Origin of the sequence: Synechococcus sp. CB0205, from assembly GCF_000179255.1 — a bacterium.
GTDB lineage: Bacteria > Cyanobacteriota > Cyanobacteriia > PCC-6307 > Cyanobiaceae > Vulcanococcus.
Window position 1 is genome coordinate 32465 of record NZ_ADXM01000034.1, and the last position, 25503, is coordinate 57967.

The 25503-nt window shown below is 64.2% G+C and carries 30 protein-coding genes; 17 read left to right on the forward strand and 13 right to left on the reverse strand.

Translation table 11 applies throughout. The features are described 5' to 3' along the window. Positions 1-13 precede the first annotated feature (13 nt). Complete coding sequence (locus CB0205_RS0105515; RefSeq protein WP_010315285.1) at positions 14-448, forward strand: 23S rRNA (pseudouridine(1915)-N(3))-methyltransferase RlmH; 435 nt, start codon at positions 14-16, stop codon at positions 446-448. Position 449: 1 nt separating this feature from the next. On the opposite strand, the gene purB is transcribed toward CB0205_RS0105515, so the two are convergent. Further along, positions 450-1745: an adenylosuccinate lyase gene (gene purB, locus CB0205_RS0105520; protein WP_010315287.1), complete on the reverse strand. Its 1296-nt coding sequence runs from the start codon at positions 1743-1745 to the stop codon at positions 450-452. A 52-nt stretch (positions 1746-1797) separates the two neighbouring features. Further along, the gene (locus tag CB0205_RS0105525; RefSeq protein ID WP_010315289.1) at positions 1798-2004 is read right to left on the reverse strand and encodes a hypothetical protein; all 207 of its coding nucleotides are present in this window, start codon (positions 2002-2004) and stop codon (positions 1798-1800) included. 140 nt (positions 2005-2144) lie between these two features. On the opposite strand from CB0205_RS0105525, the gene CB0205_RS0105530 reads away from it, so the two are divergent. Next, positions 2145-2978, forward strand: coding sequence for a TlyA family RNA methyltransferase (locus CB0205_RS0105530; protein ID WP_010315291.1), 834 nt, complete (start codon positions 2145-2147; stop codon positions 2976-2978). 1 nt (position 2979) lies between these two features. Here the strand turns inward: CB0205_RS0105530 and CB0205_RS0105535 are convergent, their stop codons facing one another. Further along, positions 2980-3318 carry a P-II family nitrogen regulator gene (locus tag CB0205_RS0105535; RefSeq protein WP_010315293.1) on the reverse strand — a complete coding sequence of 113 codons (339 nt, stop codon included), beginning with the start codon at positions 3316-3318 and terminating at the stop codon, positions 2980-2982. A gap of 172 nt (positions 3319-3490) precedes the next feature. Between CB0205_RS0105535 and queF the strand changes: the two genes are divergently transcribed. After that, positions 3491-3895: a preQ(1) synthase gene (gene queF / locus CB0205_RS0105540; RefSeq protein ID WP_010315295.1), complete on the forward strand. Its 405-nt coding sequence runs from the start codon at positions 3491-3493 to the stop codon at positions 3893-3895. On the opposite strand, the gene CB0205_RS0105545 is transcribed toward queF, so the two are convergent. From CB0205_RS0105545 to CB0205_RS0105575, 7 genes are all read right to left on the reverse strand, one after another. After that, positions 3883-5163 (reverse strand): cytochrome c biogenesis protein ResB, encoded by a 1281-nt coding sequence (locus tag CB0205_RS0105545; RefSeq protein WP_010315297.1) that lies wholly within the window; start codon positions 5161-5163, stop codon positions 3883-3885. The genes queF and CB0205_RS0105545 overlap by 13 nt on opposite strands. Positions 5164-5188: 25 nt before the next feature. After that, the gene (locus tag CB0205_RS0105550; protein ID WP_010315299.1) at positions 5189-5905 is read right to left on the reverse strand and encodes a cytochrome c biogenesis CcdA family protein; all 717 of its coding nucleotides are present in this window, start codon (positions 5903-5905) and stop codon (positions 5189-5191) included. A gap of 23 nt (positions 5906-5928) precedes the next feature. After that, entirely contained in the window at positions 5929-7110 is a 1182-nt protein-coding gene (locus tag CB0205_RS0105555; protein WP_156797827.1) for an FtsW/RodA/SpoVE family cell cycle protein, read from the reverse strand. 105 nt (positions 7111-7215) lie between these two features. Beyond that, on the reverse strand, positions 7216-7416 hold the full coding sequence (locus tag CB0205_RS0105560; RefSeq protein WP_010315303.1) for a phycobilisome linker polypeptide: 201 nt from the start codon (positions 7414-7416) through the stop codon (positions 7216-7218). A 32-nt stretch (positions 7417-7448) separates the two neighbouring features. Further along, the gene (apcB, locus tag CB0205_RS0105565) at positions 7449-7937 is read right to left on the reverse strand and encodes an allophycocyanin subunit beta (protein ID WP_010315306.1); all 489 of its coding nucleotides are present in this window, start codon (positions 7935-7937) and stop codon (positions 7449-7451) included. A gap of 43 nt (positions 7938-7980) precedes the next feature. Further along, on the reverse strand, positions 7981-8466 hold the full coding sequence (locus CB0205_RS0105570) for an allophycocyanin subunit alpha (protein ID WP_010315308.1): 486 nt from the start codon (positions 8464-8466) through the stop codon (positions 7981-7983). Between the two features lie 404 nt (positions 8467-8870). Further along, on the reverse strand, positions 8871-11798 hold the full coding sequence (locus tag CB0205_RS0105575; protein ID WP_010315310.1) for a phycobilisome rod-core linker polypeptide: 2928 nt from the start codon (positions 11796-11798) through the stop codon (positions 8871-8873). Between the two features lie 162 nt (positions 11799-11960). Here CB0205_RS0105575 and CB0205_RS0105580 point away from each other — a divergent pair, with 162 nt between their 5' ends. The 14 genes from CB0205_RS0105580 to CB0205_RS0105645 all read left to right on the forward strand — a co-directional run bounded on the left by CB0205_RS0105580 (position 11961) and on the right by CB0205_RS0105645 (position 21956). After that, on the forward strand, positions 11961-13181 hold the full coding sequence (locus tag CB0205_RS0105580; protein WP_029626142.1) for a methyltransferase: 1221 nt from the start codon (positions 11961-11963) through the stop codon (positions 13179-13181). A gap of 119 nt (positions 13182-13300) precedes the next feature. Then, on the forward strand, positions 13301-13723 hold the full coding sequence (locus tag CB0205_RS0105585; RefSeq protein ID WP_232197248.1) for an ATP synthase: 423 nt from the start codon (positions 13301-13303) through the stop codon (positions 13721-13723). A 50-nt stretch (positions 13724-13773) separates the two neighbouring features. After that, positions 13774-14502: a F0F1 ATP synthase subunit A gene (gene atpB / locus CB0205_RS0105590; protein WP_010315316.1), complete on the forward strand. Its 729-nt coding sequence runs from the start codon at positions 13774-13776 to the stop codon at positions 14500-14502. Positions 14503-14672: 170 nt separating this feature from the next. Then, entirely contained in the window at positions 14673-14921 is a 249-nt protein-coding gene (gene atpE, locus CB0205_RS0105595; protein ID WP_010315318.1) for an ATP synthase F0 subunit C, read from the forward strand. 129 nt (positions 14922-15050) lie between these two features. Further along, complete coding sequence (locus CB0205_RS0105600) at positions 15051-15512, forward strand: F0F1 ATP synthase subunit B' (RefSeq protein ID WP_010315320.1); 462 nt, start codon at positions 15051-15053, stop codon at positions 15510-15512. Continuing rightward, positions 15509-16027, forward strand: a complete 519-nt coding sequence (locus CB0205_RS0105605) for a F0F1 ATP synthase subunit B (protein WP_010315321.1) — start codon at positions 15509-15511, stop codon at positions 16025-16027. The genes CB0205_RS0105600 and CB0205_RS0105605 overlap by 4 nt, the downstream gene beginning before the upstream one ends. Beyond that, entirely contained in the window at positions 16027-16575 is a 549-nt protein-coding gene (atpH, locus tag CB0205_RS0105610; RefSeq protein WP_010315322.1) for an ATP synthase F1 subunit delta, read from the forward strand. The genes CB0205_RS0105605 and atpH overlap by 1 nt, the downstream gene beginning before the upstream one ends. A gap of 52 nt (positions 16576-16627) precedes the next feature. Then, the gene (atpA, locus tag CB0205_RS0105615; RefSeq protein WP_010315323.1) at positions 16628-18145 is read left to right on the forward strand and encodes a F0F1 ATP synthase subunit alpha; all 1518 of its coding nucleotides are present in this window, start codon (positions 16628-16630) and stop codon (positions 18143-18145) included. A 31-nt stretch (positions 18146-18176) separates the two neighbouring features. Then, positions 18177-19130 carry a F0F1 ATP synthase subunit gamma gene (locus CB0205_RS0105620; RefSeq protein WP_010315324.1) on the forward strand — a complete coding sequence of 318 codons (954 nt, stop codon included), beginning with the start codon at positions 18177-18179 and terminating at the stop codon, positions 19128-19130. Positions 19131-19215: 85 nt separating this feature from the next. Next, entirely contained in the window at positions 19216-19929 is a 714-nt protein-coding gene (locus CB0205_RS0105625) for a putative 2OG-Fe(II) oxygenase (RefSeq protein WP_029626144.1), read from the forward strand. Positions 19930-19970: 41 nt separating this feature from the next. After that, a complete protein-coding gene (locus tag CB0205_RS0105630; RefSeq protein ID WP_010315326.1) occupies positions 19971-20294 on the forward strand; it encodes a 2Fe-2S iron-sulfur cluster-binding protein in 324 nt (107 codons plus the stop codon). Beyond that, the gene (locus CB0205_RS14305) at positions 20291-20494 is read left to right on the forward strand and encodes a hypothetical protein (protein WP_010315327.1); all 204 of its coding nucleotides are present in this window, start codon (positions 20291-20293) and stop codon (positions 20492-20494) included. Before CB0205_RS0105630 ends, CB0205_RS14305 begins: the two co-directional genes overlap by 4 nt. Next, positions 20491-21537, forward strand: a complete 1047-nt coding sequence (locus tag CB0205_RS0105640) for a DUF3326 domain-containing protein (protein ID WP_010315328.1) — start codon at positions 20491-20493, stop codon at positions 21535-21537. The genes CB0205_RS14305 and CB0205_RS0105640 overlap by 4 nt, the downstream gene beginning before the upstream one ends. Further along, positions 21537-21956 (forward strand): YchJ family protein, encoded by a 420-nt coding sequence (locus CB0205_RS0105645; RefSeq protein ID WP_010315329.1) that lies wholly within the window; start codon positions 21537-21539, stop codon positions 21954-21956. The genes CB0205_RS0105640 and CB0205_RS0105645 overlap by 1 nt, the downstream gene beginning before the upstream one ends. Here the strand turns inward: CB0205_RS0105645 and ald are convergent. From ald to CB0205_RS0105660, 3 genes are read right to left on the reverse strand one after another with little or no spacing between them, the layout of a single operon-like run. Further along, positions 21953-23086: an alanine dehydrogenase gene (ald, locus tag CB0205_RS0105650; protein ID WP_010315330.1), complete on the reverse strand. Its 1134-nt coding sequence runs from the start codon at positions 23084-23086 to the stop codon at positions 21953-21955. The two genes, CB0205_RS0105645 and ald, sit on opposite strands and share 4 nt — an antisense overlap. Before the next feature lie 47 nt (positions 23087-23133). After that, positions 23134-24819, reverse strand: a complete 1686-nt coding sequence (locus CB0205_RS0105655) for an NAD+ synthase (RefSeq protein WP_010315331.1) — start codon at positions 24817-24819, stop codon at positions 23134-23136. Beyond that, positions 24819-25403, reverse strand: coding sequence for a nicotinate-nucleotide adenylyltransferase (locus CB0205_RS0105660; protein WP_010315332.1), 585 nt, complete (start codon positions 25401-25403; stop codon positions 24819-24821). Before CB0205_RS0105660 ends, CB0205_RS0105655 begins: the two co-directional genes overlap by 1 nt. Between the last annotated feature and the right edge of the window lie 100 nt (positions 25404-25503).

Below are 25503 nucleotides of genomic sequence, written 5' to 3' on the forward strand. Positions count from 1 at the left end.
GCGTGAGCGCGTGATGAATCCGTCCCGCATCCGCATCCTGGCGGTGGGCAAGTTGCGCAAGAGCTGGGTGCTCGAGGGAGCCTCCACCTTCCTCAAGCGCCTGCCGGGATTGCAGGTCCTGGAGCTCCGCGATGCCGGCATGGCCAAGGAGGCCGAAGCGATCCTGGCGGCCCTGAAGCCCGACGAGCGCTTGGTGATCCTCACCGAGGAAGGCCAGACCTTGGACTCGGTGGCTCTGGCCCAGCGTCTTGAGGGCTCGGGGTCAGAGCGCTTGGCCTTTGTGATCGGCGGCGCCGAGGGCATTGACCCGGCCTTGAAGGCCCGCGCGAGCTGGCGCCTGAGCCTCTCGCCGATGACCTTCCCCCATGAACTGGCCCGGTTATTGCTGCTGGAGCAGCTCTACCGGGCGATGACCATTCAGCAGGGCGGGCCGTATCACAAGCCCTAAATCAGATCGCGAGGCGCTTCCAGATCACATCCAGGTTGGCCTGGTGCAGATCGGTAGAGAAGCACTCCGCCAGCTGCTCGGCAGTGAGGCGTGAGGTCACCTCACCATCGGCCTCCAGGTTGGCCCGGAAGTTGCCGCCCTCGGTGTTCCAGGCGGTGTGGGCGTTGCGCTGCACGATCCGGTAGGCGTCTTCACGGCTGATGCCGGCTTCCACCAGGGCCAGCAGCACCCGCTGGCTGAAGACCACGCCGCCGTAGACGTTCATGTTGCGGGCCATGTTGCCGGGGTAGACCCCGAGACCCTTCACCACGGAGGTCATCTCCCGCAGCATGAAGTGGAGGGTGACCGAGCAGTCGGGCAGCATCATGCGCTCCACGGAGCTGTGGCTGATGTCCCGCTCGTGCCAAAGGGCGCAATTCTCCAGCGCTGCCACGACGTAGCTGCGCAGCACCCTGGCCAGGCCACTGATCCGTTCGCTGCGGATGGGGTTGCGCTTGTGGGGCATGGCGGAGCTGCCCTTCTGTCCCTTGGCGAAGTTCTCCTCGACCTCCAGCACGTCGGTGCGCTGCAGGTTGCGGATCTCGGTGGAGAAGCGCTCGAGGGCGGCACCCACCAGGGCCAGGGTCTGGATGTACTCCGCGTGGCGATCGCGGGAGATCACCTGGGTGCTGGCGGTGTCGGGCACCAGGCCGAGCTTGGCGCAGGCGATCTCCTCCACCCGGGGGTCGGTGTTGGCGTAGGTGCCCATGGCACCGGAGATCTGGCCGACGCTGACGGCGGTTTCCAGGTGCTCCAGGCGCTGCTGGTTGCGCACCACTTCGGCGAGCCAGCCAGCCACCTTGAAGCCGAAGGTGATGGGTTCACCGTGGATGGCGTGGGAGCGGCCGATCATCACCGTGGCCTTGTGCTCGCGCGCGAGGGCCCGCAGGGCGTCCGCGAGCAAGTCCAGCTCCTGGCGCAGCAGCTTGACGGAGGCCTTCATCTGCAGGGCCACACCGGTGTCGAGGACATCGGAGCTGGTCATGCCCACGTGGATGTGGCGACCGGCGTCACCCACGTGCTCGTTGACGTTGGTCAGAAAGGCGATGACGTCGTGACGGACCTCGGCTTCGATCTCGAGGATCCGCTCGACGCTGAAGCTGGCTTTCTCTTTGATCGTCGCGACGGCCTCAGCCGGGACGCGTCCCAGTTCGCAGTTGGCTTCGGTGGCTGCAATCTCCACGTCCAGCCAGCTCTGGAACTTGGCCTGCTCGCTCCAGATAGCGCCCATCTCGGGCAGGGTGTAACGCTCGATCAAGGCCGCGCCTGGCTCACATCAAGACCAATGTATGGAATGGCCTTTCGGGGCCCTAGGCGACGCTGGTGAGCTTGTGGTGCTCCACCTCCCACTGCACCAGTGGGCCCCAAGCCTGTTGTTGAACCCAGCAGCGCCCTCCACGGCAGCGCAGCACTTGGAAGGGGGGCAGGTCCGATGGCTGATTGCGCAGCTTCACGAAGCTGCCGGGTTGGAGCAGTTCAACCACCTTCGCGCTGTGGGGTTTGGGAGTGCGGGCCACGGTGGTACCCCTTGGTTTGGAACATCCTCAGGAGTGTTCCCAGGGAAACCCATTCAGCACCGGTTTTTATTCGGTTTCGCTTCGAGCTTTGTGATTAAACGGGCGTACGGCACGATGCAGAGGTGCTGGGCCGCTGCCCGATGGGTCGAAAGCGACGCTTGGATCTGCAGCTGGTGGAGCTGGGTCTGGTCAGCTCCCGTCAGCAGGCGCAGCAGTTGATCCGTGCAGGCAAGGTCCGCAGCGGTGATCGCATCCTGGATAAGCCTGGACTTGAGGTGCTGCCGGAGCTGGAGCTGCAGGTGGAGCAGCCCCAACGGTTTGTCTCCCGGGGTGGCGAGAAGCTGATGGCGGCCGTTGAGGCCTTCCCCTTAGGCCTGGATCAGCGCGTCTGCCTCGATGGTGGGATCTCCACCGGTGGCTTCACCGATTGCCTGCTGCAGCACGGGGCATCCCGGGTCTATGGCGTGGATGTGGGCTACGGCCAAACAGCCTGGAGCCTGCGCACCGACGAGCGCCTGGTGCTGAAGGAGCGCACCAACCTGCGCCACCTGCAGCCGGAGGATCTCTATGGCGGCGATGACCCCTGGCCTGATCTGGCCGTGGCGGACGTCTCGTTTATTCGCTTGGCCTTGGTGCTGCCGGCCTTGGGCCGCCTGCTCAAGGGCGAGCGCCGCGAGGCGGTGCTGTTGGTCAAACCGCAGTTTGAGGTCGGGAAAGAGCGGGTCGGTAAAGGGGGAGTGGTGCGAGACCCCCTGGCCCATGCCGACGCCATTGCGGGGGTGATCGAAGCGGCGGAGCGGGAGGGCTGGCGCGGTTGTGGGGTGGTGGCGTCTCCAATCACCGGGCCCGCGGGCAACCACGAATATCTTCTGTGGTTGCGTTCAGGGGACTGGAGTGAGCAAGAGAAAACCTCCGAAGTGCCCCCCACAGAGGAACACATTCGGAGGTTGGTGGAGCTGACCTTGGCCAGCTAGCTCAGATCGCGCTGTTGTCCTTGTCGCCGGTGCGGATCCGGACCACAGACTCCACGGGGCTGATGAAGATCTTGCCGTCGCCGATCTCGCCGGTGCGGGCGGCGTCTTGGATGGCATTCACCACGGTGTCGACGCGGGCGTCATCCACCACGATTTCCAGCTTGAGCTTCTGCAGGAACTCCACGGTGAACTCAGAACCGCGGTAGCGCTCGACTTGGCCCTTCTGGCGACCAAAGCCGCGAACCTCGCTGACGGTCATGCCGACGATGCCGGCGTTGACCAGGGCCAGCTTCACGTCTTCGAGCTTGAAGGGGCGAATGATGGCCTCGATTTTTTTCATGGCTCAGGGCTGGAGATGGGGGAATTCTCTCAGGAAAATCCGGCGAGGAAAGGTCTTTGCGGACCTTCTGAAGCCATTAGGGCGCAGTCTTTCGGCGGGTGATGTGACCGTTGATACCGCCTTGGTTGACGGGCTGCGATGCGTAGCATCCGAAGTCAGGACGAGCGCTTGGATGACTGCGACCGCAACAACCCGTACTCCCCTCTACGGAGAGCGCGCCATTGCCGAGGCGGAGCTGATCTGTTTCGACAACCCCCGGCCTGAGCGCCCCTACGAGGTGTCGATCACCCTGCCGGAATTCACCTGCAAGTGCCCGTTTTCGGGTTACCCCGATTTCGCCACCCTGCGCCTGATCTATCAACCCGGTCCCCGGGTGATGGAGCTCAAGGCGATCAAGCTCTACGTCAACAGCTACCGCGATCAGTCGATCTCCCATGAGGAGGTGACCAACCGCATCCTCGATGACTTCGTCGCGGCCTGCGCTCCAGTCTGGATGCAACTGGAGGCCGATTTCAATCCGCGGGGCAATGTCCACACGGTGATTCGGGCCTGCCACGGCACCCGTCAGCCCTGCTGAACCTCCGCGATCAGCAGCGGTAATTCATTGGCCAGGGCCGTCAGGTTGCGGTTGCAGAGACCGGCAACGTGGAGCTTCTGGCCACCGGCCTCGGCGATCGCCCAGATCTGACGGGTTGCGATCAGGCTGAGGGCACCGCCGGCCAGGGCGATGGCAAATCCGCCGTAGACCAGGGGCACCCCGGGGTCCCGTTTGAGCAGGATGCCGCTGGCTGGGACCACACCGGCCACCCGCAGCGGAATTCCCTCGACCTCAGCGGCGTCCCCCCCGGGGATCAGGGTGGCCAGGATTTCAGCGTCGGCGGAGTAGGCCGTCACCGGACCTTCCTCACTGGAGAGAGCCAGAAGCACCGGGTTGCTGCCATCGGGCCGGGTGGGTAGGACGATCCCCCAGACCTGTTCTCCGAGCTGGGGAAAGCTTTGAAGCGGCAGCTCCAGGATTGGGCTCTTCCCGAGTTGCACCTTGATGGCGGAGAGGGCCCAGTCCGCCTGATACAGGGTCATGCCGCGGTAACGCAGCGGATGGTTGACGCTGATCTCCGCCTGGGAGACCTCCTGGCCTTGGCTTGGGGTCAAGGTCAACTGGGAGCGGAATTGTTCCGGGCGTCCCGCCGGGTCCCGCTCGACGCCGAAGCGCTCCAAGCTGACGCTGACCTGGGTTTCACCGCGGCTGTTCAGCAGCTCCAGCTCGTTGCCAGGGGCGAGAAACCGCTCCAGACGTTGGCCGCCGAGGGATCCCCAGGCGGCCCCCACCATCAGGACCACCAGACCGGCGTGAACAAGCAGTGGGCCGACCCGTCCCAATACGCCTTTGCGGGCCGCCAGGCGATCCCCCTGGGGTTGGAGTTCCCAGCCACGGCTCTGAAGCAAGGTCTCAAGCCGCGTCAGGCTGGCCTTGGGGTCGGGAACGGCGATGGTCTCCGCCAGGGTGAGCTTGCTGAGCTGACGGGGGGTTTGGTAGTCGATCCAGCGCAGGGCGGCCTGTAGGGCCGGCCACTGGCGACGCCAGCTGCAGAGGATCAGGGCGAGCCCGAGCCAGGCCAGCAGGGCGAGGAACCAGCTGCTCGAATACACATGATCCAGCTGCAGCGAGAGGATCGCGTCACCATTGAGCAGTCCCAGCCAGGGTTCTGGGTCATAGACACGGTGGTACAGCGCGGCGGCTTCCTTCTGCGGCACAAAGGTCCCCAGTCCGCTGGCTGCGGCGATCAGGATCAACAGGCCAATGGCCACCCGCAGGTCAGAGATCCAGGCGATCAGTCGCTTCATCGGTGGGGTGGAAGGAAAGCTGGGTTTAGGTCCAGCGGGCCAGCAGGGTCAGGCAGCCGGTCAGAAGGAGCACGGCCCCGCTGATGGGCGGTACCCATTGCCCGAGGGAGCGCAGGGCCAGGAGTCGGGGGGCCCAGGCCGCAGCGGTGCCCGCCAGCAGCAGAGGCATCACCTGCCCAGCGGCGAAGGCGGTCAGCAGGAGGGCGCCGGTCAGGGGGGTCCCCGACTGGGCGATCCAGGCCAGCAGGACCGCCAGCACAGGGGTGGTGCAGGGGGAGGCCGCCAGGCCAAAGGCCAGGCCTGCGGCCAGTGGGGCCAGCGCGGGTGGCACCCGCTGCCGCCACTGCTCCGGATCGGGCCCTGCCGGCAGCTGCAGGGGCACCAGGCCCAGCAGGTTCAGACCCATCACCACCGCCAGGAGGGCCACCAGGGTCGGCACAACACCAGGGACCTGGCCATAGATGCGGCCTAGGGCGCCGCTACCCAGGCCCAGGAGAACCAGGGAGCCGACGATGCCGCTGCAAAAACTGAGGCTGCGGGCCCAGGGCCGCTGGCCACCGCGGTCAAATCCCGCCAGGTAAGCCAGCGTCACAGGCAGCAGCGAGAGGGAGCAGGGGCCCAGGCTGGTGATCAAGCCGCCAGCAAACACCAGCCCCACGGTCAGGGGCCCGGGATGGGCCAAGGAACTGCTCAGCAGCTGCTCACCACTGCGGGCCCAATCCGCTAGGGCCTGAGCCAGCATCAAACGGTACGCAGCGCGAGGGGTCAGCCTATCGGCATGCTCTGCCGCTTGGCTTGGATCCGGCGCTTGCGGTGGGGCTTGCCGGGCTCCAGGCCGGCCCCCTCCAGGGAGCAGCGCAGCAGGAGGCCTGCGGTGAGCAGGCTGGAGAGGAGGGAGTTGCCGCCATAGCTGATCATCGGCAGCGGTAATCCCGTGGTGGGCATGGCACCACTGGCCACGGCAATGTTCAGGATTGACTGGCCCACCAGCAGGGTGGTGCAGCCGATGGCCACCAGTCGCTGTTGGTTGCTTCTGCAGCTCAGGGCAATGCGCAGGCCGACAAAGCCAAAGAGCAGCAGGAAGACCAGCAGCAGCAGGGAGCCGACGTAGCCGAACTCCTCAGCGAAGACCGCGAAGATGAAGTCGGTGGTTTGGATCGGGAGGTACTGCAGCTTCTGTGTGGACAGGCCATAGCCCTCACCCCAGAGACCACCGGAGCCGATGGCCAAGAGGCTCTGAACCAGCTGATAGCCATCCCCCTGGGCATCTTTCCAAGGGTTGAGGAAGGAGGTGACGCGAATGCGCTGGTATTCGTTGATCGAGATGCTTCCAACCGCCACCGCCAGGCCAGCGCCGGCGGTGCCGAGCATGGCCCAAAGCGGCAGACCCGACCCGAGTGCCATCAACCAGAGCAGGATTCCGCAGAGGGATGCGGTACTCAGGTTTGGCTGTTTGAGGATCAGTCCGAGGGTCACCACAAAGACCCCGAGCCAGAGCACCTTTTGATCGATGGAAATGCGTCTCCAATGGGAGAACAGGGCAGCTCCCTGGAGGACGAGAAAGGGCTTGATCAGTTCGGTCGGCTGGATCTGAATCGGGCCGATCACCAGCCAACGGCTGGCGCCATTCACCGTGCTGCCGATCACCAGGGTGAGGGCGACGAGAACGCTTCCGGCCAGTAGGGCTGGACCGGCCATGCGCAGCCAGCGCCTGAGGTTGATGCTGATGCCGGCATAGAGCAGGCCCCAGCTCACCAGCATCCAGATGGCCTGGCGCTTGAGGTAGTAGCTGGCATCCCCCATCTCCCGGGCGGCGACCCACCAACTGGCGGATCCCAGGACAGCCAGGCCCAGGAGGCACCAGATCGCGATCATCCCGAGGAGCAAGCGTGCCTCTGCGGGCCAGTGCTCAAACGGCACGGGGAGCCACGGTCGCTTAGCGGGCAAGGGGGTGCGCAAATCAGACACTGACTATCCCGTATTTCTCTGGCGCTTGCCAACAAAAAAGCCCGGCAGTGCCGGGCTTTTGAAGAAGGTTTCGGCCTGAAGGAATCAGTTGCCCAGGTTCACCTGACGGCGACCAGCAACGAGTTCAACTTTCAGGATTTTGCCCCCTTGCTTCATGATCCGCTGCTGTTCAGCGAACCAGCTTTCATAGGGCACCCACTTGGTGAAGAAGGTGTTCTGCAGCTCGCGCTGAGTACGGGTCTTCTCGGGAGAAGGGATGCAGGCGGTGATTTTGAAAAGGCGCATGTCTTGATCCTCAGGTATGCCAGAGGCAGGGATCAATTACCCAGGCCGGAGCTGATGTAGTCGAAGTACACGCCCATTTCACGACCAGCGTCGGGGCCGACCAGGGAAGCGGTCGCTTCCTTCATGGCCTGGATGGACTGGACGGTTGCACCGATCGGCACGCCCAGGGAGTTGTAGGTCTCCTTGAGGCCGTTGAGAACGCGCTCGTCGAGGATCGAAGTGTCACCAGCCAGCATGGCGTAGGTGGCGTAGCGCAGGTAGTAGTCCAGGTCGCGGATGCAGGCTGCATAGCGACGGGTGGTGTACATGTTGCCGCCGGGACGGGTGATGTCGGAATAAAGCAGAGCTTTGGCGACGGCTTCCTTGATGATGGCGGAGGCATTGGCGCTGATGGTGGCAGCGGCACGAACGCGCAGCTCACCGCTGGCGAAGTACTGCTCCAGACGGCCCATGGAGGCGCTGTCCAGATACATGCCCTGAACGTCAGCTTGGTTGATGACGTTGGTGATTGCGTCTTGCATGGAATCTTGTCTGAGGGGCGGTTATGTCAGGGAGAGAGAAGCCTCAGGAGAGGGCGCCAACGACGTAGTCGAAGTAGAAGCCTGCTTCTGCGGCGTCTTCGCCGGTCAGAAGGCCCATGGCGGCAATCTTCATTTCCCGAACGGACTCAGCAAGAGCCTCCAGGGGGGTGCCGAGGGAGCGATACATCTCCTTGGCGCCGATGATGCCGATCTCTTCAATCGGGGTGACGTCGCCTGCGATCAGGCCGTAGGTCACCAGGCGCAGGTAGTAGTCCATGTCGCGCAGGCAGGTCGCGGTCATGTCCTCGCCATAAGCGTTGCCGCCGGGGGAGATGACATCAGGACGCTTCTGGAAGAGGGCGCCGCCAGCGGTCTTGACGATGCGCTCACGGCTCTCGCTCAGGACCTGAGCGACGCGAAGACGGCGCTGACCACCGCTGACGAACGACTTGATTTGGTCAAGTTCGCCAGGGCTGAGGTAGCGGGCTTCGGCGTCCGCGTTGATGATCGAGTTGGAGACGATGCTCATGCAGTTCTGCCTCGAAACAAGCGGCCGCCTTGCGGAGACCGGTATCCGGTGGGTGGGTTAAGGGGGTGATCCGAGTTGGATCGTGCCTCAGGCTAAGAGCTGAGGGTGACTCGCGGAGTCGGTTGGGCGACCAGGTTTACAACGGTCAACACTGACCCTTGCAAGTGGTGTGCCCGCTCTGGAGACGCACAAGATTCTCAGGCTCAACGCGACTCTGAATCCGCCTCGGGTAACAGTTCTTCACTCCGAACCCCTTTTCCTGGGACTCCCTGCGGGGCAGAGGTTTTCCCGGGATTATTTGTTGTTCTTTTCTCCATGAAAAAGCCGCCCTTGCTATCAGCGAGGGCGGCACCTGTTGTCTATTCCCAGGCCTTGTACAGAGGCTTTTGGATGTACTGGCCGGTTTAGATCTTCTCCGTCGTGGGCGGGTTCATTCCTGCATTGCCTCGATAGAGGGCTGCTGTGCGCTGCATCGTGGCCTGCGTTGTGCCAGCCGTGGTTTCCATTCCACCAAACCTGGGGACCGATTGGTCACGATCAGCCAGTAGCGCTTTGACAGCAGCAGGTTGACCCGAGGTCGCCCGTAGCTGCAGGAATGAGGTCGTTTCCTCAGGTGTTGTCGCGCGGCCCAGCAGTGCAAGACCAGCGGCGGATGCCGCCCGGAGGGGCGCCATCTTCGAGAGTCGGCTCTGGAAGGCTTCGCCCATGGCTACGGCTTCGATAAAGCCCTTGAGATCAATGTCTCTGTTGCGCAGTTTCGACTCGGCGCTTGCCAGGCGTTCGGACTCCAGGGGGACTTTGTTGAGCAGCTGCTTGTAGGTGGCGTTGATGGCCGCGGTTAGTTCGGACTCGGTGCTCTTCGCATCGAGTTTGGTGATGGCAGGGATGCCACCGCGCTTGAGATAGCCGCTGGCGTCGCTGGTGCGCAGAGCATTGGCCATCCGGGAGATGGGTGCTGCACTGGCAGCGGACACAGCCGGCTTCCAGGAGACCTGTGCAGGAGTGCTCTGCGGGTCTTCTGGTGCCGAAGGCGTCGAGACGGAGAACGGTGTGCGGGTGCCTTGCGTCCGCAGCAAGCCAGCCCAGCGAGAGTCGGGAGCGTTTGTGCTGACCTCCGCGTTCCAGCTGCCGCGCACGGTCTGCTTGTTGACCAGGTTGCGAGCTGTGATGTCCGCCGTGGTTCTCAAACTGTCTTTGACCCGTGCAATGGGTCTTCGTCCGAGGCTCAGATCAGGCTGGACGATCTCCTCAAACGGTGTTGCGAAGGACGGGACGCGCCGTTGGTTGACATCAGTCGGAGTGATGAATCGTTCGTAGGGGACGGTGTCCAGACCGAAGGCTTCCTGATATTCCCGGCTGTTGACCATGGCATCGACGACGCCATAGAAACCGTGGCGCGCTGCGACGTCGAAGTAGCTGTCGATTTCCCAGCGTCCGAAGGTCGGTCGGCCGAGAATTCGGCGGTGCATCACTTCAATGGCCTTGCAGATGTAGAGACCACTCCAATAGCGGCGGCGGAAGGCATCGCTGCGCGCGACCTCACGTACAAAATCCTTCAGAGCGATGTCGCCGTTTTCGAGTCGGGTTTCGGCTGTCTCAACCCGTTCACCGGCGTAGCCCGCATTGCCCAGGATCTGGACGTAGACAGCCTTGATGACGGATTGGGTGCTCGATTCCGTGAACCGCACGCTCGGACGGGTTTGAAGGCCGCGGCGAGGAACCGAATTACCGCCGGTTGCGATTTGGGTTAGGCGGCGGGTCTTTGGACCAACCCGCCTTGGTGTGGCGCTTCTGAACTGAGGGCTATTCATCTGCCCTGGTTGTGCCATGCCGTTGCCGATGAGCAGGCGCCGGGTGTCGTAGCTCAGTGGTGCAGGACGCGTTGCGACGTTGGCCGTACCTGAGGGGAAGATTGCGCCGTAGCTAAGTCCTAAGGGATCGTTACCGCCGCCGTAGGGATGTTGGTCGGCGTAGGGCTGGCGATAGCTGGCGTAAAGGGTGATGTATTGAGGAGCACCCTCGAACGGTGCACTAAAGCGGAACAGCTTGCGGTTGGAACCCCAGCCAGCACTTTCTTGCGCTTCTTCGCCAAGATCGCGCAGGTAGGGGACTGTCTCCTCACCGAAGACCTGGGCGTACTCCATTGAGTTGACCAGGGAATCAACGAGGCCATTCAGGCCTTGCTCGCTGACGATGCTGAAGTAGCGGTTGAATTCTTCCCGTGAGCTAATGCCCCGTCCGAGGAAGTGGCGGAAGGCCAGCTCAACAGCGCGGCTGTTTGAGAAGGGGCCAAAAAACTGGGCGCGGTACTCCTTGCTCTTACCGAGTGCGCGAATGTATTCACGCATGCTGATGTCGCCCTTGGTGACCTGCGAGGTCTCGACCGAGCAGGGGTCTTGGCTGTAGGCCTTTGCGATGTCCCGTTCGAACACCTGTCGGTAGGCGGCCCGAATGACCTCGGCTTTTTGACCGCCGCTCATGGCGGGCTTCATGTTGAAGCGCTGGACGTTGCCTTGGGCTGCCAGTGCGTAGATGGCTGGGAGCTGGAGGCCCTGATTCTCTGGGCTGCCGAGGCGCTGGCGAGCGGAGGGGGTCGGAACGGCCAGTTCTTCGAGAAGGACGTTGAAGCAGCCAATCAAGAGCTGGCGCGCTTCGGGCAGGTCCTTCAGTAGTTCGGCGGCACCGGCGCGCATCTCCTGCAGCGCGACGTTGGTGGCGGCTAGGGAGCAGCCCTTTTCGAGGACATCTCTCAATCCGCGGGTGTTCACGCGAAGGATGCTCGGATCGCCTGCAATGACCGCATACCCGACATAGCGGAGGAACCAAGCCATGTCGCGGACTGACTTGCGCATCCGCTCAGTCCCGTAGATGGCGACTGAAATCGGGTTGAAGCCTGTCGGCAGGATCACGCGGACATCCGCATCGCCGCCGCCGCCCTCCAGCAGTCGGGTCAGAAGATTGCCGCGTTTCGAATTGTCGCTGGTGCCAGAGAAGGTTTGAACCGAGCGCTGGAATGCCGCCTGGTCGGAGGCCAGCGGAGTTGCCGAGCTTGCCGCCGCGGGTGTCAGTGGCGCGTCGAGATAGGACAGCGGCGTGCCACCGGCAAAGATCCGGCTTGCTGCCCGAGCCACGATCGCTTCGGCATTTGCCGACACGCGACGGGCTGCCTCAACACGCAGCTGACCGCTTTGGAAAAAAGTTGTGAGGTTGCTGAGCTCGCCCCCATCCGGGAAGCGGTCTTGCTGCTCCGCCTGACGAACGCTGGAGAGCGGCAGGGTGTCGAAGCGCTGAGGAGCAACCCTGCTGCTGCCGCTGCTGGCGGTCACAGTCATGGACGAAAGCGAACCTGGCCTGGGCACGTTACGGCTGCCCCTCTGGCCTCCCGGCGGGCCATGAACAAATGTTTGCAGCCCGTTGTCGGTTTCCCCTCAAGCGGAGGGCAAGCCATGAAATGCTCGGCCTCTGCGCATTCCCTATCCGATTCGCTCCCAGCCATGACTCAGGGCCCTGCTGATGCCGCCACTCCTGTGGTGAGCGACTTTTATGACCGCTTCCCCTACCCAGGAGACCCGCTTCAAGATGGCCCCCCTCCTGGATACAACTGGCGCTGGTTTGTAGATGCGGCTTATTCGGCAGCCACCGGATCGCTACCCCAAGCGCCTGTCAATGGAGAGCCCTTGCGAATCCTGGATGCGGGGTGTGGGACCGGCGTTAGCACCGACTACCTCGCTCACCTGAATCCAGGGGCCGAGATCCTGGCTGTGGATATCTCACCTGGAACGTTGGAGGTGGCTCGGGAGCGCTGTCGCCGCTCCGGTGCGTTCGAGCAGGCCCAGCTGCGCATCGAGAACCGGAGCCTGCTGGACCTGGCAGGAGAGGGTCCCTTCGACTACATCAATTCAGTCGGGGTCTTGCACCACCTCAGGCAACCGGAGGCCGGACTTCGGGCCTTAGCCCAGTTGCTGAAACCCGGTGCACTCCTCCACCTGTTCTTGTACGCCGATGGTGGTCGCTGGGAGATCCATCGCACCCAGCGCGCTTTAAATGCAATGGGTGCTGGTACGGGGGCCGAGGGCCTTCGCTTGGGACGCCAGTTGATGGCTGATCTCCCCGCGCAGAACCGGCTCCGTCTCAATTACGAACAACGCTGGGCCATCGACTGTGCAGCCGACGCGAACTTCGCCGACATGTACCTGCATCCCCAAGAGACCAGTTACAACCTGGAACGGCTAATGGCCTTTGTGGCCTCGGCTGATCTGCAATTTGCAGGCTTTTCCAATCCAGCGGTCTGGGATCCCGCTCGGCTCCTGACTGGAGAATTGTTGGAGCGGGCTCAGGCTCTTCCTGCGGAGGCGCAATGGCGCTTGGTGGAAGACCTAGACCCTGACATCAGCCACTTCGAGTTCTTCTTGAGTAAGGGCCCGGTTCAGGTGCAGCGCTGGGATGAGGACAGCGCTGTGCTCGCAGCCAGGGGCTGCCGGAACCGTTGTCTCTGGGGCTGGCCGGGCCGCTCCCTGTTGGATTCCGATATGGCCCCCTTGGATCTGAGTGCCGAGGGAATGAACTTGCTGGAAGTTCTGGAGCAGGCGGAGCCTGAGACGGCCATCGGTCAGCTGCCATTGGACTGGTCTGATGCCCAGATCGCTTCTGTGACAAGGGAACTGCAGCTGCAGCGCGTTCTTCTGCTTCGCTCAGGACCAGGCGTCAGCGCGTGATAGATTCCGCGCGCCTTTTCAGAGCAAAGGCGCCTTTGTTGGCTGCTTCATCACCCCAGTCAGATCCGGACTCTCACCGCGAGGGGCTGGACGCACTGGATGACACGGCGAGCCAAGAGATGGTTCCTTCTCCCCCTCTGGAAACAGAGTCCTCTGGGTCCTCTGCTGTCGCTGAAACCGAATCGGTTCCCGCTGATAGTCCTGACCTGGCTGACTTTGAGAGGCTTCAACGTCGCCTGATCCTCGCCACCTTGCTGGTGTCCGCCATTGCGGTCCCGGCCACGGCCCTGATCTACGACCTTCACATCGCCAGCAGCTTGCTGGTCGGTGGCCTCGCCGGCGCTCTCTACCTCAGGCTTCTCGCCCGAAGTGTTGCGAAGCTCGGCAACGGTTCCAAGAAGGTGGGCAAGTTCCAGCTTCTCGTCCCTGTGGTTCTTGTTCTGGCTGCAGCTCGCCTGCCCCAGCTCGAGTTGTTACCAGCTCTGCTTGGTTTCCTGCTCTACAAGCCCGCGGTGATTCTTCAGGCACTCACAGATCGCTGAGCGCCAAAAACCTTTTCAACGTCGCATTTGCGACCCCGAACGTCGACCCGATGGGTTCCTTGCCACTCGTTCTTCCCTTTGCCGAACTGGAGGTGGGTCAACACCTCTATTGGCAGCTGGGGAATCTCAAGATTCACGGCCAGGTGTTTCTGAGCTCCTGGGTTGTGATCGGAGCCTTGCTCGCCTTTGTCGTGGTGGGCACGCGCAAGATGGAGCGCGATCCCCGTGGTGTCCAGAACCTTCTGGAGTTCCTCTGGGACTACATCCGCGACATGGCCCGCGAGCAGATCGGCGAGAAGGCCTATCGCGATTGGCTTCCGTTCATCGGCACCCTCTTCCTGTTCATCTTTGTGAGCAACTGGGGCGGCGCTCTGGTGCCCTGGAAGCTGATTCATCTGCCCAGTGGCGAGCTTGGTGCTCCGACCGCTGATATCAACACCACCGTTGCCCTGGCGCTGCTGGTGTCCCTGGCCTACTTCTATGCAGGCCTGAGCCGGAAGGGCTTCCGCTACTTCGAGTACTACGTGGAGCCGACTCCGATCATGCTCCCGTTCAAGATCGTTGAGGACTTCACCAAGCCCCTCTCGCTCTCCTTCCGTCTGTTCGGAAACATCCTTGCCGACGAACTCGTCGTTGCAGTGCTGGCCTTCCTCGTGCCTCTCGTGGTGCCCCTGCCTGCGATGTTCCTCGGCCTGTTCACCAGTGCCATTCAGGCGCTGATCTTCGCCACCCTCGCCGCCTACTACATCGGTGAAGCGGTGCACGAAGAACACCACTGATACTCATCAGTCCCCCTGCCTGATCGGGGTCACCCGCTCTGGCAAACTCCTTGCGCGCAGGTCCGGTTCAATCCGGGCCCATCTCGGTTCAGTCCAGATGTCCCAGGCGCAGGGATAACGTCCCGGTCCCAATCCGCGCTCTCCCAGCGCCCTACATCCTTCGTTCCACCATGGATTCCATCACCTCCGCCGCGTCTGTTGTCGCTGCTGGTCTGGCCGTCGGCCTCGGCGCCATTGGCCCTGGTATCGGTCAGGGCACCGCTGCAGGCGGCGCTGTCGAAGGCATTGCTCGTCAGCCCGAAGCTGAAGGCAAGATCCGCGGCACCCTGCTGCTGTCCCTGGCCTTCATGGAAGCTCTCACCATCTACGGCCTTGTGGTCGCTCTGGTGCTGCTGTTCGCCAACCCCTTCGCTGGCTGATCGCGCTTGAGGTGACGAGGGAAGGGCGGCCTTCAGTTCGCTGAACCGCCCATCCCCTCAACCTTTGCCTCAGCCTTTCGCTTCCGCCGCCGTTTTGCGGCCCGCTTCAACCGCCCGCACCCCTGCCTCATGACCAGCTGGCTTTTGCTAGGTGCAACGGAGGGAGGTCTCTTTGACCTCGACGCCACCCTGCCTCTCATGGCAGTTCAGGTGGTTCTCCTCACCTTCATCCTCAATTCCCTGTTCTTCAGCCCCGTTGGACGGGTCGTGGAAGAGCGGGAGGGTTACGTGACCACCAGCCGTGCGGAGGCCAAGCAGAAGCTGGCCCAAGCCGAACGCTTGGAAGCTGACCTCAAGGAACAGCTCAAGGACGCACGTCTGTCCGCCTCGAAGCTGATCCAAGAAGCGGAAGCTGATTCCGACAAGCTTTATCGCGAGGCTCTGGCTGCAGCAACCGCTGACGCCAACGCCTCCCGTGAGCAGGCACGCCGCGAGATCGATGCCCAGCGCGAGTCGGCCTTGGGCCAACTCAAGACTGACGCCGACAAGCTCGGTGACCTGATCGTCGACCGTCTGCTGGCCGCCCGATGACCATTCCTTCCCTCTTCGCCAGCCACGGTGGCTTTGGTCTGAACCTCAACGTGTTCGAGACCAACATCGTCAACCTGGCGATCGTGCTCTTCGGCCTCTACAAGTTTCTGCCCAACTTCCTGGGCAGCATCCTTGAGCGCCGTCGCGCGATCATCCTGGCCGACCTGAAGGACGCTGAAGAGCGCCTCAGCTCAGCCACCGCTGCCCTCTCTCAAGCCCAGCAGGATCTGGCCGCTGCTCAGCAGAAGGCCGAACAGATTCGTGTTGACGGCAAGGCTCGCGCTGAAGCGATCCGCCTTGATTCTGAGAAGCGCACCATCGATGAGATGGCTCGTCTCAAGCAAGGTGCTGCCGCTGATCTCGACGCTGAGGCGTCCCGCGTCAGCAACCAGCTCCGCCGTGAGGCGGCTCGCTTGGCCATTGAGAAGGCTCTCGCCACCCTGCCCGGCAAGCTCAATGCTGAAGCCCAGGCGCGGTTGGTGGATCAGTCCATCAAAACGTTGGGGAACGCCTGATGCCGCTGCTCAACACCATTACGACCCCCTACGCCGAAGCGTTCCTGCAGGTTGCTGACAGCCGCAAGGAAACCGACGAGGTGGTGGATCAGGCCAAGGCCGTTCTCGGCCTCTGGAATGAGTCGGCTGATTTCCGGGAAGCCATGGGCTCTCCTGTGATCGAGGTTGACGCCAAAAAGGCGGCCCTTGAGAAGCTGTTCGCTGAGCAACTCAAGCCCTCTTTCCTCAATCTGCTGAAGCTCCTGGCTGATCGCCAGCGCATCGGCATGCTCGACGCGGTGCTGGATCGCACCCTCGAGCTCTACCGCGAGCAGCGCAATATCGCTCTCGCCTCTGTCACCTCTGCCTCTGCTCTCACTGAGGAGCAACAGGCTGAGCTCAGCAAGAAGGTTCAGGCCGTGGCCGGTACCGACAAGCTGGAGATCAATCTGAGTGTCGACCCCACTTTGATCGGCGGTTTCGTCGTCAAGGTCGGCTCCAAGGTGATTGACGCCAGCCTCGCGGGTCAGGTGCGTCGCCTCGGACTGGCGCTGGCCAAGGTGAGCTAGCTCCGCACCCGAACCCCTTTCTCACCCCTCGTCCTCAACCCCAACGCCTCCCATGGTTTCCATCCGCCCCGACGAGATCAGCGCGATCCTCAAGCAACAGATCGCTGATTACGACAAGTCGGTTTCCGTCAGCAACGTCGGCACCGTGCTGCAGGTCGGCGACGGCATCGCCCGCGTCTATGGCCTCGAGCAGGTCATGGCCGGTGAGCTGATCCAGTTCGAAGACGGCACCGAAGGCATTGCTCTCAACCTCGAAGACGACAACGTCGGCGCGGTGTTGATGGGTGAGGGTCGCGGCATCCAAGAGGGCAGCACCGTCAAGGCCACCGGCAAGATCGCCTCGGTGCCCGTCGGCGACGCCATGCTCGGCCGTGTGGTGAACCCCCTGGGTCAGGCCATCGATGGCAAGGGTGATATCCCCACCAGCGAGACCCGCCTGATCGAATCGATGGCGCCTGGCATCATCCAGCGCAAGTCGGTGCATGAGCCCATGCAGACCGGCATCACCGCCATCGACGCGATGATCCCCATCGGTCGTGGCCAGCGCGAGCTGATCATTGGCGACCGCCAGACCGGCAAGACCGCCATCGCGATCGACACGATCATCAACCAGAAGGGCGAAGACGTCGTCTGCGTCTACGTCGCTGTCGGCCAGAAGGCTGCCTCTGTGGCCAACGTTGTTGAGGTGCTCCGCGAGAAGGGCGCCCTCGATTACACCGTGATCGTGGCTGCGAACGCCTCCGAGTCCGCTGCTCTGCAGTACCTGGCTCCCTACACCGGCGCAGCCATCGCTGAGTCCTTCATGTACAAGGGCAAGGCCACCCTGGTCATCTATGACGACCTGACCAAGCAGGCCCAGGCCTACCGTCAGATGTCCCTGCTGCTCCGTCGTCCCCCCGGTCGTGAGGCCTACCCCGGCGACGTGTTCTATTGCCACAGCCGCCTGCTCGAGCGCGCCGCCAAGCTGAGCGACGCCATGGGCAAGGGCTCCATGACCGCCCTGCCGATCATCGAAACCCAGGCTGGTGACGTCTCGGCGTACATCCCGACCAACGTGATCTCCATCACCGACGGTCAGGTCTTCCTGAGCTCCGACCTCTTCAACTCCGGTCTCCGCCCCGCCATCAACGTGGGTATCTCCGTGAGCCGTGTGGGTGGTGCTGCCCAGACCAAGGCCATCAAGAAGATCGCCGGTACCCTCAAGCTTGAGCTGGCTCAGTTCGATGAACTGGCCGCCTTCTCCCAGTTCGCCTCCGACCTGGATGCTGCGACTCAGCAGCAGCTGGCCCGCGGTAAGCGTCTCCGCGAGATCCTCAAGCAGCCCCAGTTCAGCCCCCTGATCCTGGCTGAGCAGGTCGCCGTGGTTTACGCCGGCGTCAAGGGCCTGATCGACGAAGTTCCCGTCGAGTCCGTCGTTCAGTTCTGCCGCGAGCTCCGCGAGTACCTGAAGACCAACAAGCCCGAGTTCATCAACAAGATCCAGACCGAGAAGCAGCTCAGCGAAGACGCTGAGGCCATGCTCAAGGCAGCCATCAACGAAGTGAAGTCTTCGATGCTGGCTGCGGCCTGATCCCTGACGGTTACCCCGGAGAGTCCAATCCATGGCCAACCTGAAGGAGATCCGCGACAGGATCAGTTCCGTTAAAAACACCCGGAAGATCACCGAGGCCATGCGCCTCGTGGCAGCCGCCAAGGTCCGCCGGGCACAGGAACAGGTTCTGCGCAGCCGTCCGTTTGCTGATCGTCTTGCCCGCGTTCTGGAGAATCTCCAGACCCGGATGCAGTTCGAGACCGCTGACGCGCCGCTGCTCGAGAACCGCGACGTCCGCACCATCACCCTGCTTGCCGTGACTGGCGACCGGGGTCTGTGCGGTGGCTACAACGCCAACATCATCAAGCGCACGGAACAGCGTCACGCTGAGCTGAAGTCTCAGGGCTATGACGTGGATCTGGTGTTGATCGGCCGCAAGGTCGCCACCTACTTCCAGAACCGCGCCAGCCAGTACACGATCCGCGCCACCTTCATGGGGCTCGAGCAGGTCCCCAGCGCTGCTGAGGCCGGCAAGATCGCCGACGAGGTGCTCGCCGAGTTCCTCTCCGGCACCACGGATCGTGTCGAGATCATCTTCACCAAGTTCATCAACCTGGTGAGCTCGAAGCCTGTTTCCCAGACCTTGCTGCCCCTGGATCCCCAGGGCATCGCCAGCGCGGATGACGAGATTTTCCGTCTCACCACCCGTGACGGTCAGCTGGGCGTCGAAACGGGCACGGTCAACAACGACCAGCCTTCTCTGCCTTCTGATCTGGTGTTCGAGCAGAGCCCCGATCAGCTGCTGAATGCACTGCTGCCTCTGTATCTGCAGAACCAGCTGCTGCGCTCCCTGCAGGAGGCGGCCGCCTCCGAACTCGCCAGCCGGATGACCGCCATGAACAACGCCAGCGACAACGCCAAGGCGCTCGCGAAGTCCCTGACCCTGGACTACAACAAGGCCCGCCAGGCCGCCATTACCCAGGAGATCCTGGAAGTGGTTGGCGGTGCTTCTGCCATGGCCTGAGCACGCTGCTCAGACGCTCAAAGCCCTCCCTTGTGGAGGGCTTTTTTTGTGCCTTGTTCCAGGATGAGGGAAGCGCCGGCGCGCCATGACGCTTTCCCTGCAACCGCTCTTCCCTTTGGCCCTGGGCACCGTAGATCTGGCCCTGGATCCGATGGATGCGGTGTTACTGCTCCAAGATGTCCTGGCTCTGCGGGGCGAGGACAGCGGCAACCCCCATCCCGGTTGCGCCTGGACCGGCGACATCAACGGTGTCTGGCGGGTTCATCAGCTTCCGGCTTTTGCGGCCATTAGCGATCAGGTGCGCCGGCATGCCTGGGCGTACCTGGAGCAACTGGGCTTCCACTGCGACCAGGTGGCCCTGCACATTCAGCGGTCCTGGCCGGTGGTGAGTGAACCGGGCCAGGCGGTGGGCCGTCATCACCATCCCAATGCCCATCTGAGCGCCATCGTCTACCTCAATGGCGATGGATCTGGCCGCAGTGGTTGCCTTCGGCTCTACCCCGCCCGGCAGAGCAATGAACTGGTGCCAGGGTTATCGGTGGGCCATGGCGGTCCCCTCGAGGGTGCCCTGTACTGGAATGCCCCCCACTTCGATCTGGCTCCCCGGGCTGGGCTGCTGGTGCTCTTCCCCGCTCAGATCGACCACGCCGTGACGGCCAATGAGGACGAGGGCGATCTGCGGGTGTCCCTGGCCTTTGATCTGGCCTTGAGTGCACCGCTCTGCGAGCAGCCTGGGCTGGCCCCACCGGAATACCTGGCGCCGCACCCGCAGCAGTGGGGCGCCCTGCCCGGGCCGTGATCCTGGACAATGGGGAGCTTCTGGACTGAGCTGCTCCCTCCATGGGCGAGACCTACACCGTTGTCTGTGAACTCGACGGCACCAGCCACAGCTTCAGCTGCGCTGCCGATCAGACCGTTCTCGCTGCTGCGGAAGCCGCCGGTGTGGCTGTCCCCAGCTCCTGCTGCTCCGGTGTCTGCACCACCTGCGCTGCCGTGGTGAAAGAGGGATCCGTGCATCAGCCCGACGCCATGGGCGTCAAGGCTGACCTGCGGGATCAGGGGTTTGCGCTGCTCTGTGTGGCCTATCCCCGCAGCGACCTCAAGGTGCTCGCCGGCCAAGAAGACGCGCTCTATGAGGCGCAGTTCGGTCAATACCAAAAGTGAGTCCAGGGCTCTCTGGCTTTCGATCCCTGGCGCTCACCCTGGTGGCCCAGCCCGGTCCACTGCTGCCGCAGATCGAGGCTGAACTGCGTCAGCACGGGGTCCCGTTGCGCTGGGCGATCACCCAGGCGTTCTGCCGGTCCGATGGCCAGCGCCAGCTGACCCTCGAAGCGATGGTTTACCAGCCGGCCCTGCTCGTATGACCCGCCCTGGCGATCCCTTGCCCACCGTGATGGTGGTGCCCACGGGCATCGGCTGTGAGGTGGGTGGCTACGCGGGTGATGCGGTGCCCGCGGCGCGGCTGTTGGCGGCCGCCAGTGGCTGCCTGATCACCCATCCCAATGTGATGAATGGGGCCTCGCTCTATTGGAGTGACCCCCGCATTCACTACGTCGAGGGATCAAGTCTCGATCGTTTCGCGGCTGCAGAACTGGCACTCCAGCCGGTTCGCTCTCAGCGCATTGGCCTGCTGCTGGATGCCGGTATCGAGGAGGACCTGCGGCTGCGGCACCTCCAGGTGGCCGACGGTTGCCGGGCCAGCCTTGGGCTGAGCCTGGGTCCGGTGGAAACCACTACGGCTCCGATCGGCGTGACCCTGAGCCAGGGGGAGAGCGGTGCCAGCTGGGGCCAGCTGGCGCGCCCCGACGTCTTGCTGGAGGCCGGGGAGCGCCTGCGCGATGCCGGTGCCACGGCCATTGCCGTGATCGCCCGCTTTCCGGATGACCCCGATAGCGAGGCCCTGACGGCCTACCGCCAGGGGGGCGGCGTCGATGCCCTGGCTGGAGCTGAGGCGGTGATCAGCCACTGGCTGAGCCGTCAGCTGAATCTGCCCTGTGCCCATGCGCCGGCGCTGAGCCCCCTGGAGATCGATCCCCAGTTGGACCCCCGGGCGGCGGGCGAGGAGCTGGGTTACACCTTCCTGCCCTGCGTGCTGGTGGGCCTGAGCCGCGCCCCAGCCCTCTGGCCAGCGGATCAGGCCCCCGCCGAATCGATCCGCGCTGAGCAGATCGGAGCTGTGGTGGCCCCGGCCGGGGCCCTGGGGGGCGCGGCAGTCTTGGCCTGCGCTGAGCGGGGCATTCCGGTGATCGCCGTGGAGAACCCCTGCGTTCTCTCAGTGACGGCCGAGGCCTTGGGGATCGAGGTGCTCCGGGCTAAGAGCTACAGCGAGGCCGCTGGGCTGGTGCTGGCGCTGCGGGAGGGGATCAACCCTGAGGCGCTGCAGCGTCCGCTGCGGCGGCTGGTCTGATGGCGGGCTTTGGCGTGCGCAAGGACCCCTGCCCCTGCGGCGGCGGGGTCTACGCCGACTGTTGTGAGCCGTTCCACCTGGGCCAGTCCCTGCCGGCCACGGCTGAGCAGTTGATGCGCTCGCGCTACAGCGCCTTCAGCCGCAACCTGATCGACTACTTGATCGAGACCCACCCCTCCCCTGAGCCCCTGGCCGAGCGGCGCCAAGCCCTCAAGGCCAGCAACCGCGGCGTGCGCTGGACCCAGCTGAGGATCAGCGCACGGGAGGCCGGAGGCGAGGGTGACCTCAGCGGCCGTGTGAGCTTCGAGGCCCACTACCGCCAGGCGGGGCAGATGCACGTCCTGCGGGAGTGCTCCCGCTTTGGCCGCGAGGGTGGGGTGCTCGAGGGGCGTTGGCTCTATCTCGACGGCGAGGCCTAGTTCAGGCAGGCCATCGGGTGACGATTGCCCACCCCCAGCGCTTTGGCCACGCCGGGGTGGCAGACGGAGCCGCCGACGGTGTTCAGGCCTGAGACCAGTTCGGGGCGGTCGGTCACCGCTTCGATCAGGCCCCGACCGGCGATCGCCAGGATGTAGGGCAGGGTGACGCTGACCAGGGCTTCGGTGGAGGTGTAGGGCACGGCGCCGGGCATGTTGCCGACGGCGTAGTGCTGCACGCCATGGATGGTCACCACCGGATCGGTGTGGGTCGTCTCCCGGCTGGTGGCGATGCAGCCCCCCTGGTCGATGGCGACATCGACGATGACCGAACCCGGTTGCATCTGTTTGACGAGGTCCTCGCTCACAAGGGTCGGGGCGCGATCGCCCGGACGCAGCACCGCGCCGATCACCAGGTCGGCGCTGGGGATCAACCGCTCCAGGCGGCCAACGCTGCTGACCAGGCTCACCATCCGCCCTTGGCGTGCCGGCTCCAGTTGCCGCAGTCTCTCGGGGGAGAGATCGAGCAGCAGCACCTCCGCATCCATCGCGGCGGCGACCCGGGCGGCGTTCCAGCCGACACTGCCGGCCCCCAGGACCACCACTCGGGCCGGCCGCACCCCGGTGCAGCCGCCCATGAGAACGCCGCGCCCGCCGTGGGGTTTCTCCAGCAGATGGGCACCGACCTGGGCGGCGAGCCGGCCGGCGATCTCGCTCATGGGCGCCAGCAGCGGCAGGCTGCCGTCGGAGAGCTGGACCGTTTCGTAGGCGATGGCGGTGGTGCCGGCCTCGATCAGGGCCTCGCCGACGGCGGGGTAGGCGGCGAGGTGCAGGTAGGTGAAGAGCACCTGATCGGCGCGCAGGAAGGGGAATTCCTCTGTCTGGGGTTCCTTGACCTTCACGACTAGGTGTGCGCCCCAGGCCTCCTCGCGGCTGACCAGTTCCGCCCCAGCTGCGACATAGGCCGCGTCCTCAATGCCGGCGCCGGAGCCGGCCCGGTGCTCCACCCGCACCGAGAGGCCATGGCTCACCAGCTCGCGCACGGCATCGGGCGTCAGCGCGACCCGCTGCTCATCGGGCTTGATTTCCCGTGGCACGCCGATGCTGGCGATCGGTGCGATGGAGCCGGCCATGGCAGACCTTCGATCACCTCCAAGATGGCGAGCTCAGGCTCCTCTGGCTACTGCGCCGCAGCTGCGATGGGCATTCGCCAACCGCTGCCGAAGGCCCGCTGGCTGAGTTTGAGCACCGGCGGGGCCTGGCGTCGCTTGAACTCCGCCCGGCGCAGCAGCCCCATCACCCGCTCGGCCAGGGCTGGGTCGGTTCCCTGCTGGGCCAACTCCTCGGGGCTTTGGTGCTCCTCCAGCAGAGCCTTCAGCAGCGGATCCAGCACGGCGTAATCCGGCAGGGAGTCGCTGTCTTTTTGATCGGGACGCAACTCGGCACTGGGGGGTTTGCTGCGAATCGCGGAACCGATCAATTCCCCCTCCGCCGGCAGGCCCAGCTCCTGGCGCACCGCTTGTGCTGCCTCGGAATCAATCCAGTCGCAGAGGTGAAAGACCGTTGACTTGTAGAGGTCACCGATCACCGCCAGACCCCCATTCATGTCGCCGTAGAGGGTGCAGTAGCCGACGGCGAGCTCGCTCTTATTGCCGGTGGTGAGCAGCAGCTGTCCCTGTTGATTGGCCATCGCCATCAGCAGGGTGCCTCGGATGCGGGATTGCAGGTTCTCTGCTGTCACGCCCGCCGGTGTTCCACCTAAGGGAGCGCTCAAGGCGGCATCGAATCCACCCATTAAGCCCTCGATCGGCACCGTCTGGGTGCTGATCCCTAGGCGATTGGCGAGCTCCAGGGAGTCGTTGATGGAGCCCTCTGAACTCCAGGGGGAGGGCATCAACAGCGCCTGCACCTGCTTGGCGCCCAGGGCCGCCGCCGCCAGCACCGCCACCAGGGCGGAATCGATGCCGCCGCTCAGTCCAAGCAGCGCTTTGCCAAAGCCGCATTTGCGCGCGTAGTCCCGTACCCCCAGCACCAGGGCCCGCAGCAGCAGTTCTTCGTCGCAGGGGATCGGTGCTGCAGCGGTGGCGTTGCCGAGTGTCCAGCAGGCCAGATCCGCTTTGCCAAAGGCCAGCTGTGCGGCCACCTCGCCGTTTGCTGTGGTGGCGAAACTCCCGCCATCGAAGATCAGCTCGTCATTGCCTCCCGCCTGGTTGACGTAGAGCACGGGAGCCCCCAGGCGCTGGGCGGCGCTCTTGGCCAGCTCTCGCCTGAGTTGCGGTTTGCCCTGCCCGAAGGGGGAGGCCGAGAGATTGATCAGCAGGTCAGGCTTCAGCGCCGCCAAGTCCCCCACGGGATCGCCCCCCAGGAGCCGTTGGCTGTGGAGCTGCTCCTCCACCCAGAGGTCCTCGCAAATGGTCAGGCCCAGGCGCCAGCGGCGCCCCTCGCGCTCGAGCTCCAGCAGGCAGGGCTCTTCGGCCGGGCGGAAGTAACGCCGTTCATCGAAGACGTCGTAGCTGGGGAGCAGACGTTTGCGGGCCACGATCCGCCAGACGCCCTTCTCCACCAGGGCCACGCTGTTGAACAGATCGGGCTGCTGGCCATCGCTGACCGTCTCACTCACCCCCAGCAAGAGGCTCTGGCCGGTTGGCAGGTCACGGGCTAGCCCGTCCAGCACCGCGTCTTGTTTGTGCCGCAGGGATGGGCGCAGCAGCAGGTCCCGCGGGGGGTAGCCCCAGAGCGCCAGTTCTGATGAGACCACCAGGTCGGCACCGCCCTCTGCGGCGTGGCGGCAGGCCTCAAGCAGTTGAGCCCCGTTGCCGCTCAGGTCCCCCACCAGGGGATTGATCTGGGCCAGGGCGACGCGCATTAGGGAGCGAGCTTGGAGGTGAGGCCATAGAGATTGTGCTTGAGCAGTTCGGGCCAGAGCACTTCGGGAATCGAGCTGTTCTCTTGCCCGCCGCGAATGGCTGAGCTGGCGCTTGCTGGCACAGGCAGCTCCAGCAGCTCCACTTGGGCCCCCAGATCTCGCAGCCTCTCCAGGGCGCCTGTCGCCATCGGGTGGCCCTGGCGCGGCACCACGGTGAGGCGGCAGCGCTGCAGCAGATCTGCCGCCCGATACCAACTGGGGATTTGAGCGGCGAGATCGCCCCCGACGACAAACACCAGCTGCCGATCCGGCCAGCGGCTGGCGGCGCGATCGAGAGTCTCGATCGCTTTGGGACTGCTGAGGTCCTGCGCCAGCTGCACCTGGTCGTTGCCCAGGCTCTCGATCAAGGTCCCCAGGAGCTGGGCGCGGAGCTCCAGCGGTGCCCCGTGCTGCTTAAAGGGGTTGTCGCTGGCCCAGGCCGCCACCTGGCCGTAGCGCTCGGCCAGGCCGAGCAGCAGGGCCTGATGCCCTTCGGTCGGAGGGTCGGCGCTGGTGCCGAACAGGGCCAGTTCGCGACTGCTCACGGCAACAGCTGGCCCGAGGGGATGGGGCCTCCACCCATGCGCTGCCACTGCTGCAGCCAGTCACGCACCTGCGGGTCTTGGCCGGCCAGGCGCCGCAGCA

Coding starts and splice junctions, on each gene's coding strand:
- atpB (WP_010315316.1), top strand. CDS start 13,774: ATGGGTTCCTTGCCACTCGTTCTTCCCTTTGCCGAACTGGAGGTGGGT.
- CB0205_RS0105600 (WP_010315320.1), top strand. CDS start 15,051: ATGACCAGCTGGCTTTTGCTAGGTGCAACGGAGGGAGGTCTCTTTGAC.
- atpA (WP_010315323.1), top strand. CDS start 16,628: ATGGTTTCCATCCGCCCCGACGAGATCAGCGCGATCCTCAAGCAACAG.
- CB0205_RS0105535 (WP_010315293.1), bottom strand. CDS start 3,318: ATGAAAAAAATCGAGGCCATCATTCGCCCCTTCAAGCTCGAAGACGTG.
- CB0205_RS0105640 (WP_010315328.1), top strand. CDS start 20,491: ATGACCCGCCCTGGCGATCCCTTGCCCACCGTGATGGTGGTGCCCACG.
- CB0205_RS0105585 (WP_232197248.1), top strand. CDS start 13,301: ATGGTTCCTTCTCCCCCTCTGGAAACAGAGTCCTCTGGGTCCTCTGCT.
- CB0205_RS0105655 (WP_010315331.1), bottom strand. CDS start 24,819: ATGCGCGTCGCCCTGGCCCAGATCAATCCCCTGGTGGGGGACCTGAGC.
- CB0205_RS0105545 (WP_010315297.1), bottom strand. CDS start 5,163: ATGAAGCGACTGATCGCCTGGATCTCTGACCTGCGGGTGGCCATTGGC.
- CB0205_RS0105575 (WP_010315310.1), bottom strand. CDS start 11,798: ATGACTGTGACCGCCAGCAGCGGCAGCAGCAGGGTTGCTCCTCAGCGC.
- atpH (WP_010315322.1), top strand. CDS start 16,027: ATGCCGCTGCTCAACACCATTACGACCCCCTACGCCGAAGCGTTCCTG.
- CB0205_RS0105630 (WP_010315326.1), top strand. CDS start 19,971: ATGGGCGAGACCTACACCGTTGTCTGTGAACTCGACGGCACCAGCCAC.
- CB0205_RS0105620 (WP_010315324.1), top strand. CDS start 18,177: ATGGCCAACCTGAAGGAGATCCGCGACAGGATCAGTTCCGTTAAAAAC.
- CB0205_RS0105570 (WP_010315308.1), bottom strand. CDS start 8,466: ATGAGCATCGTCTCCAACTCGATCATCAACGCGGACGCCGAAGCCCGC.
- atpE (WP_010315318.1), top strand. CDS start 14,673: ATGGATTCCATCACCTCCGCCGCGTCTGTTGTCGCTGCTGGTCTGGCC.
- ald (WP_010315330.1), bottom strand. CDS start 23,086: ATGGCCGGCTCCATCGCACCGATCGCCAGCATCGGCGTGCCACGGGAA.
- CB0205_RS0105550 (WP_010315299.1), bottom strand. CDS start 5,905: ATGCTGGCTCAGGCCCTAGCGGATTGGGCCCGCAGTGGTGAGCAGCTG.
- queF (WP_010315295.1), top strand. CDS start 3,491: ATGACTGCGACCGCAACAACCCGTACTCCCCTCTACGGAGAGCGCGCC.
- CB0205_RS0105580 (WP_029626142.1), top strand. CDS start 11,961: ATGACTCAGGGCCCTGCTGATGCCGCCACTCCTGTGGTGAGCGACTTT.
- CB0205_RS0105560 (WP_010315303.1), bottom strand. CDS start 7,416: ATGCGCCTTTTCAAAATCACCGCCTGCATCCCTTCTCCCGAGAAGACC.
- CB0205_RS0105645 (WP_010315329.1), top strand. CDS start 21,537: ATGGCGGGCTTTGGCGTGCGCAAGGACCCCTGCCCCTGCGGCGGCGGG.
- CB0205_RS0105605 (WP_010315321.1), top strand. CDS start 15,509: ATGACCATTCCTTCCCTCTTCGCCAGCCACGGTGGCTTTGGTCTGAAC.
- apcB (WP_010315306.1), bottom strand. CDS start 7,937: ATGCAAGACGCAATCACCAACGTCATCAACCAAGCTGACGTTCAGGGC.
- CB0205_RS0105515 (WP_010315285.1), top strand. CDS start 14: ATGAATCCGTCCCGCATCCGCATCCTGGCGGTGGGCAAGTTGCGCAAG.
- CB0205_RS0105530 (WP_010315291.1), top strand. CDS start 2,145: ATGGGTCGAAAGCGACGCTTGGATCTGCAGCTGGTGGAGCTGGGTCTG.
- CB0205_RS0105625 (WP_029626144.1), top strand. CDS start 19,216: ATGACGCTTTCCCTGCAACCGCTCTTCCCTTTGGCCCTGGGCACCGTA.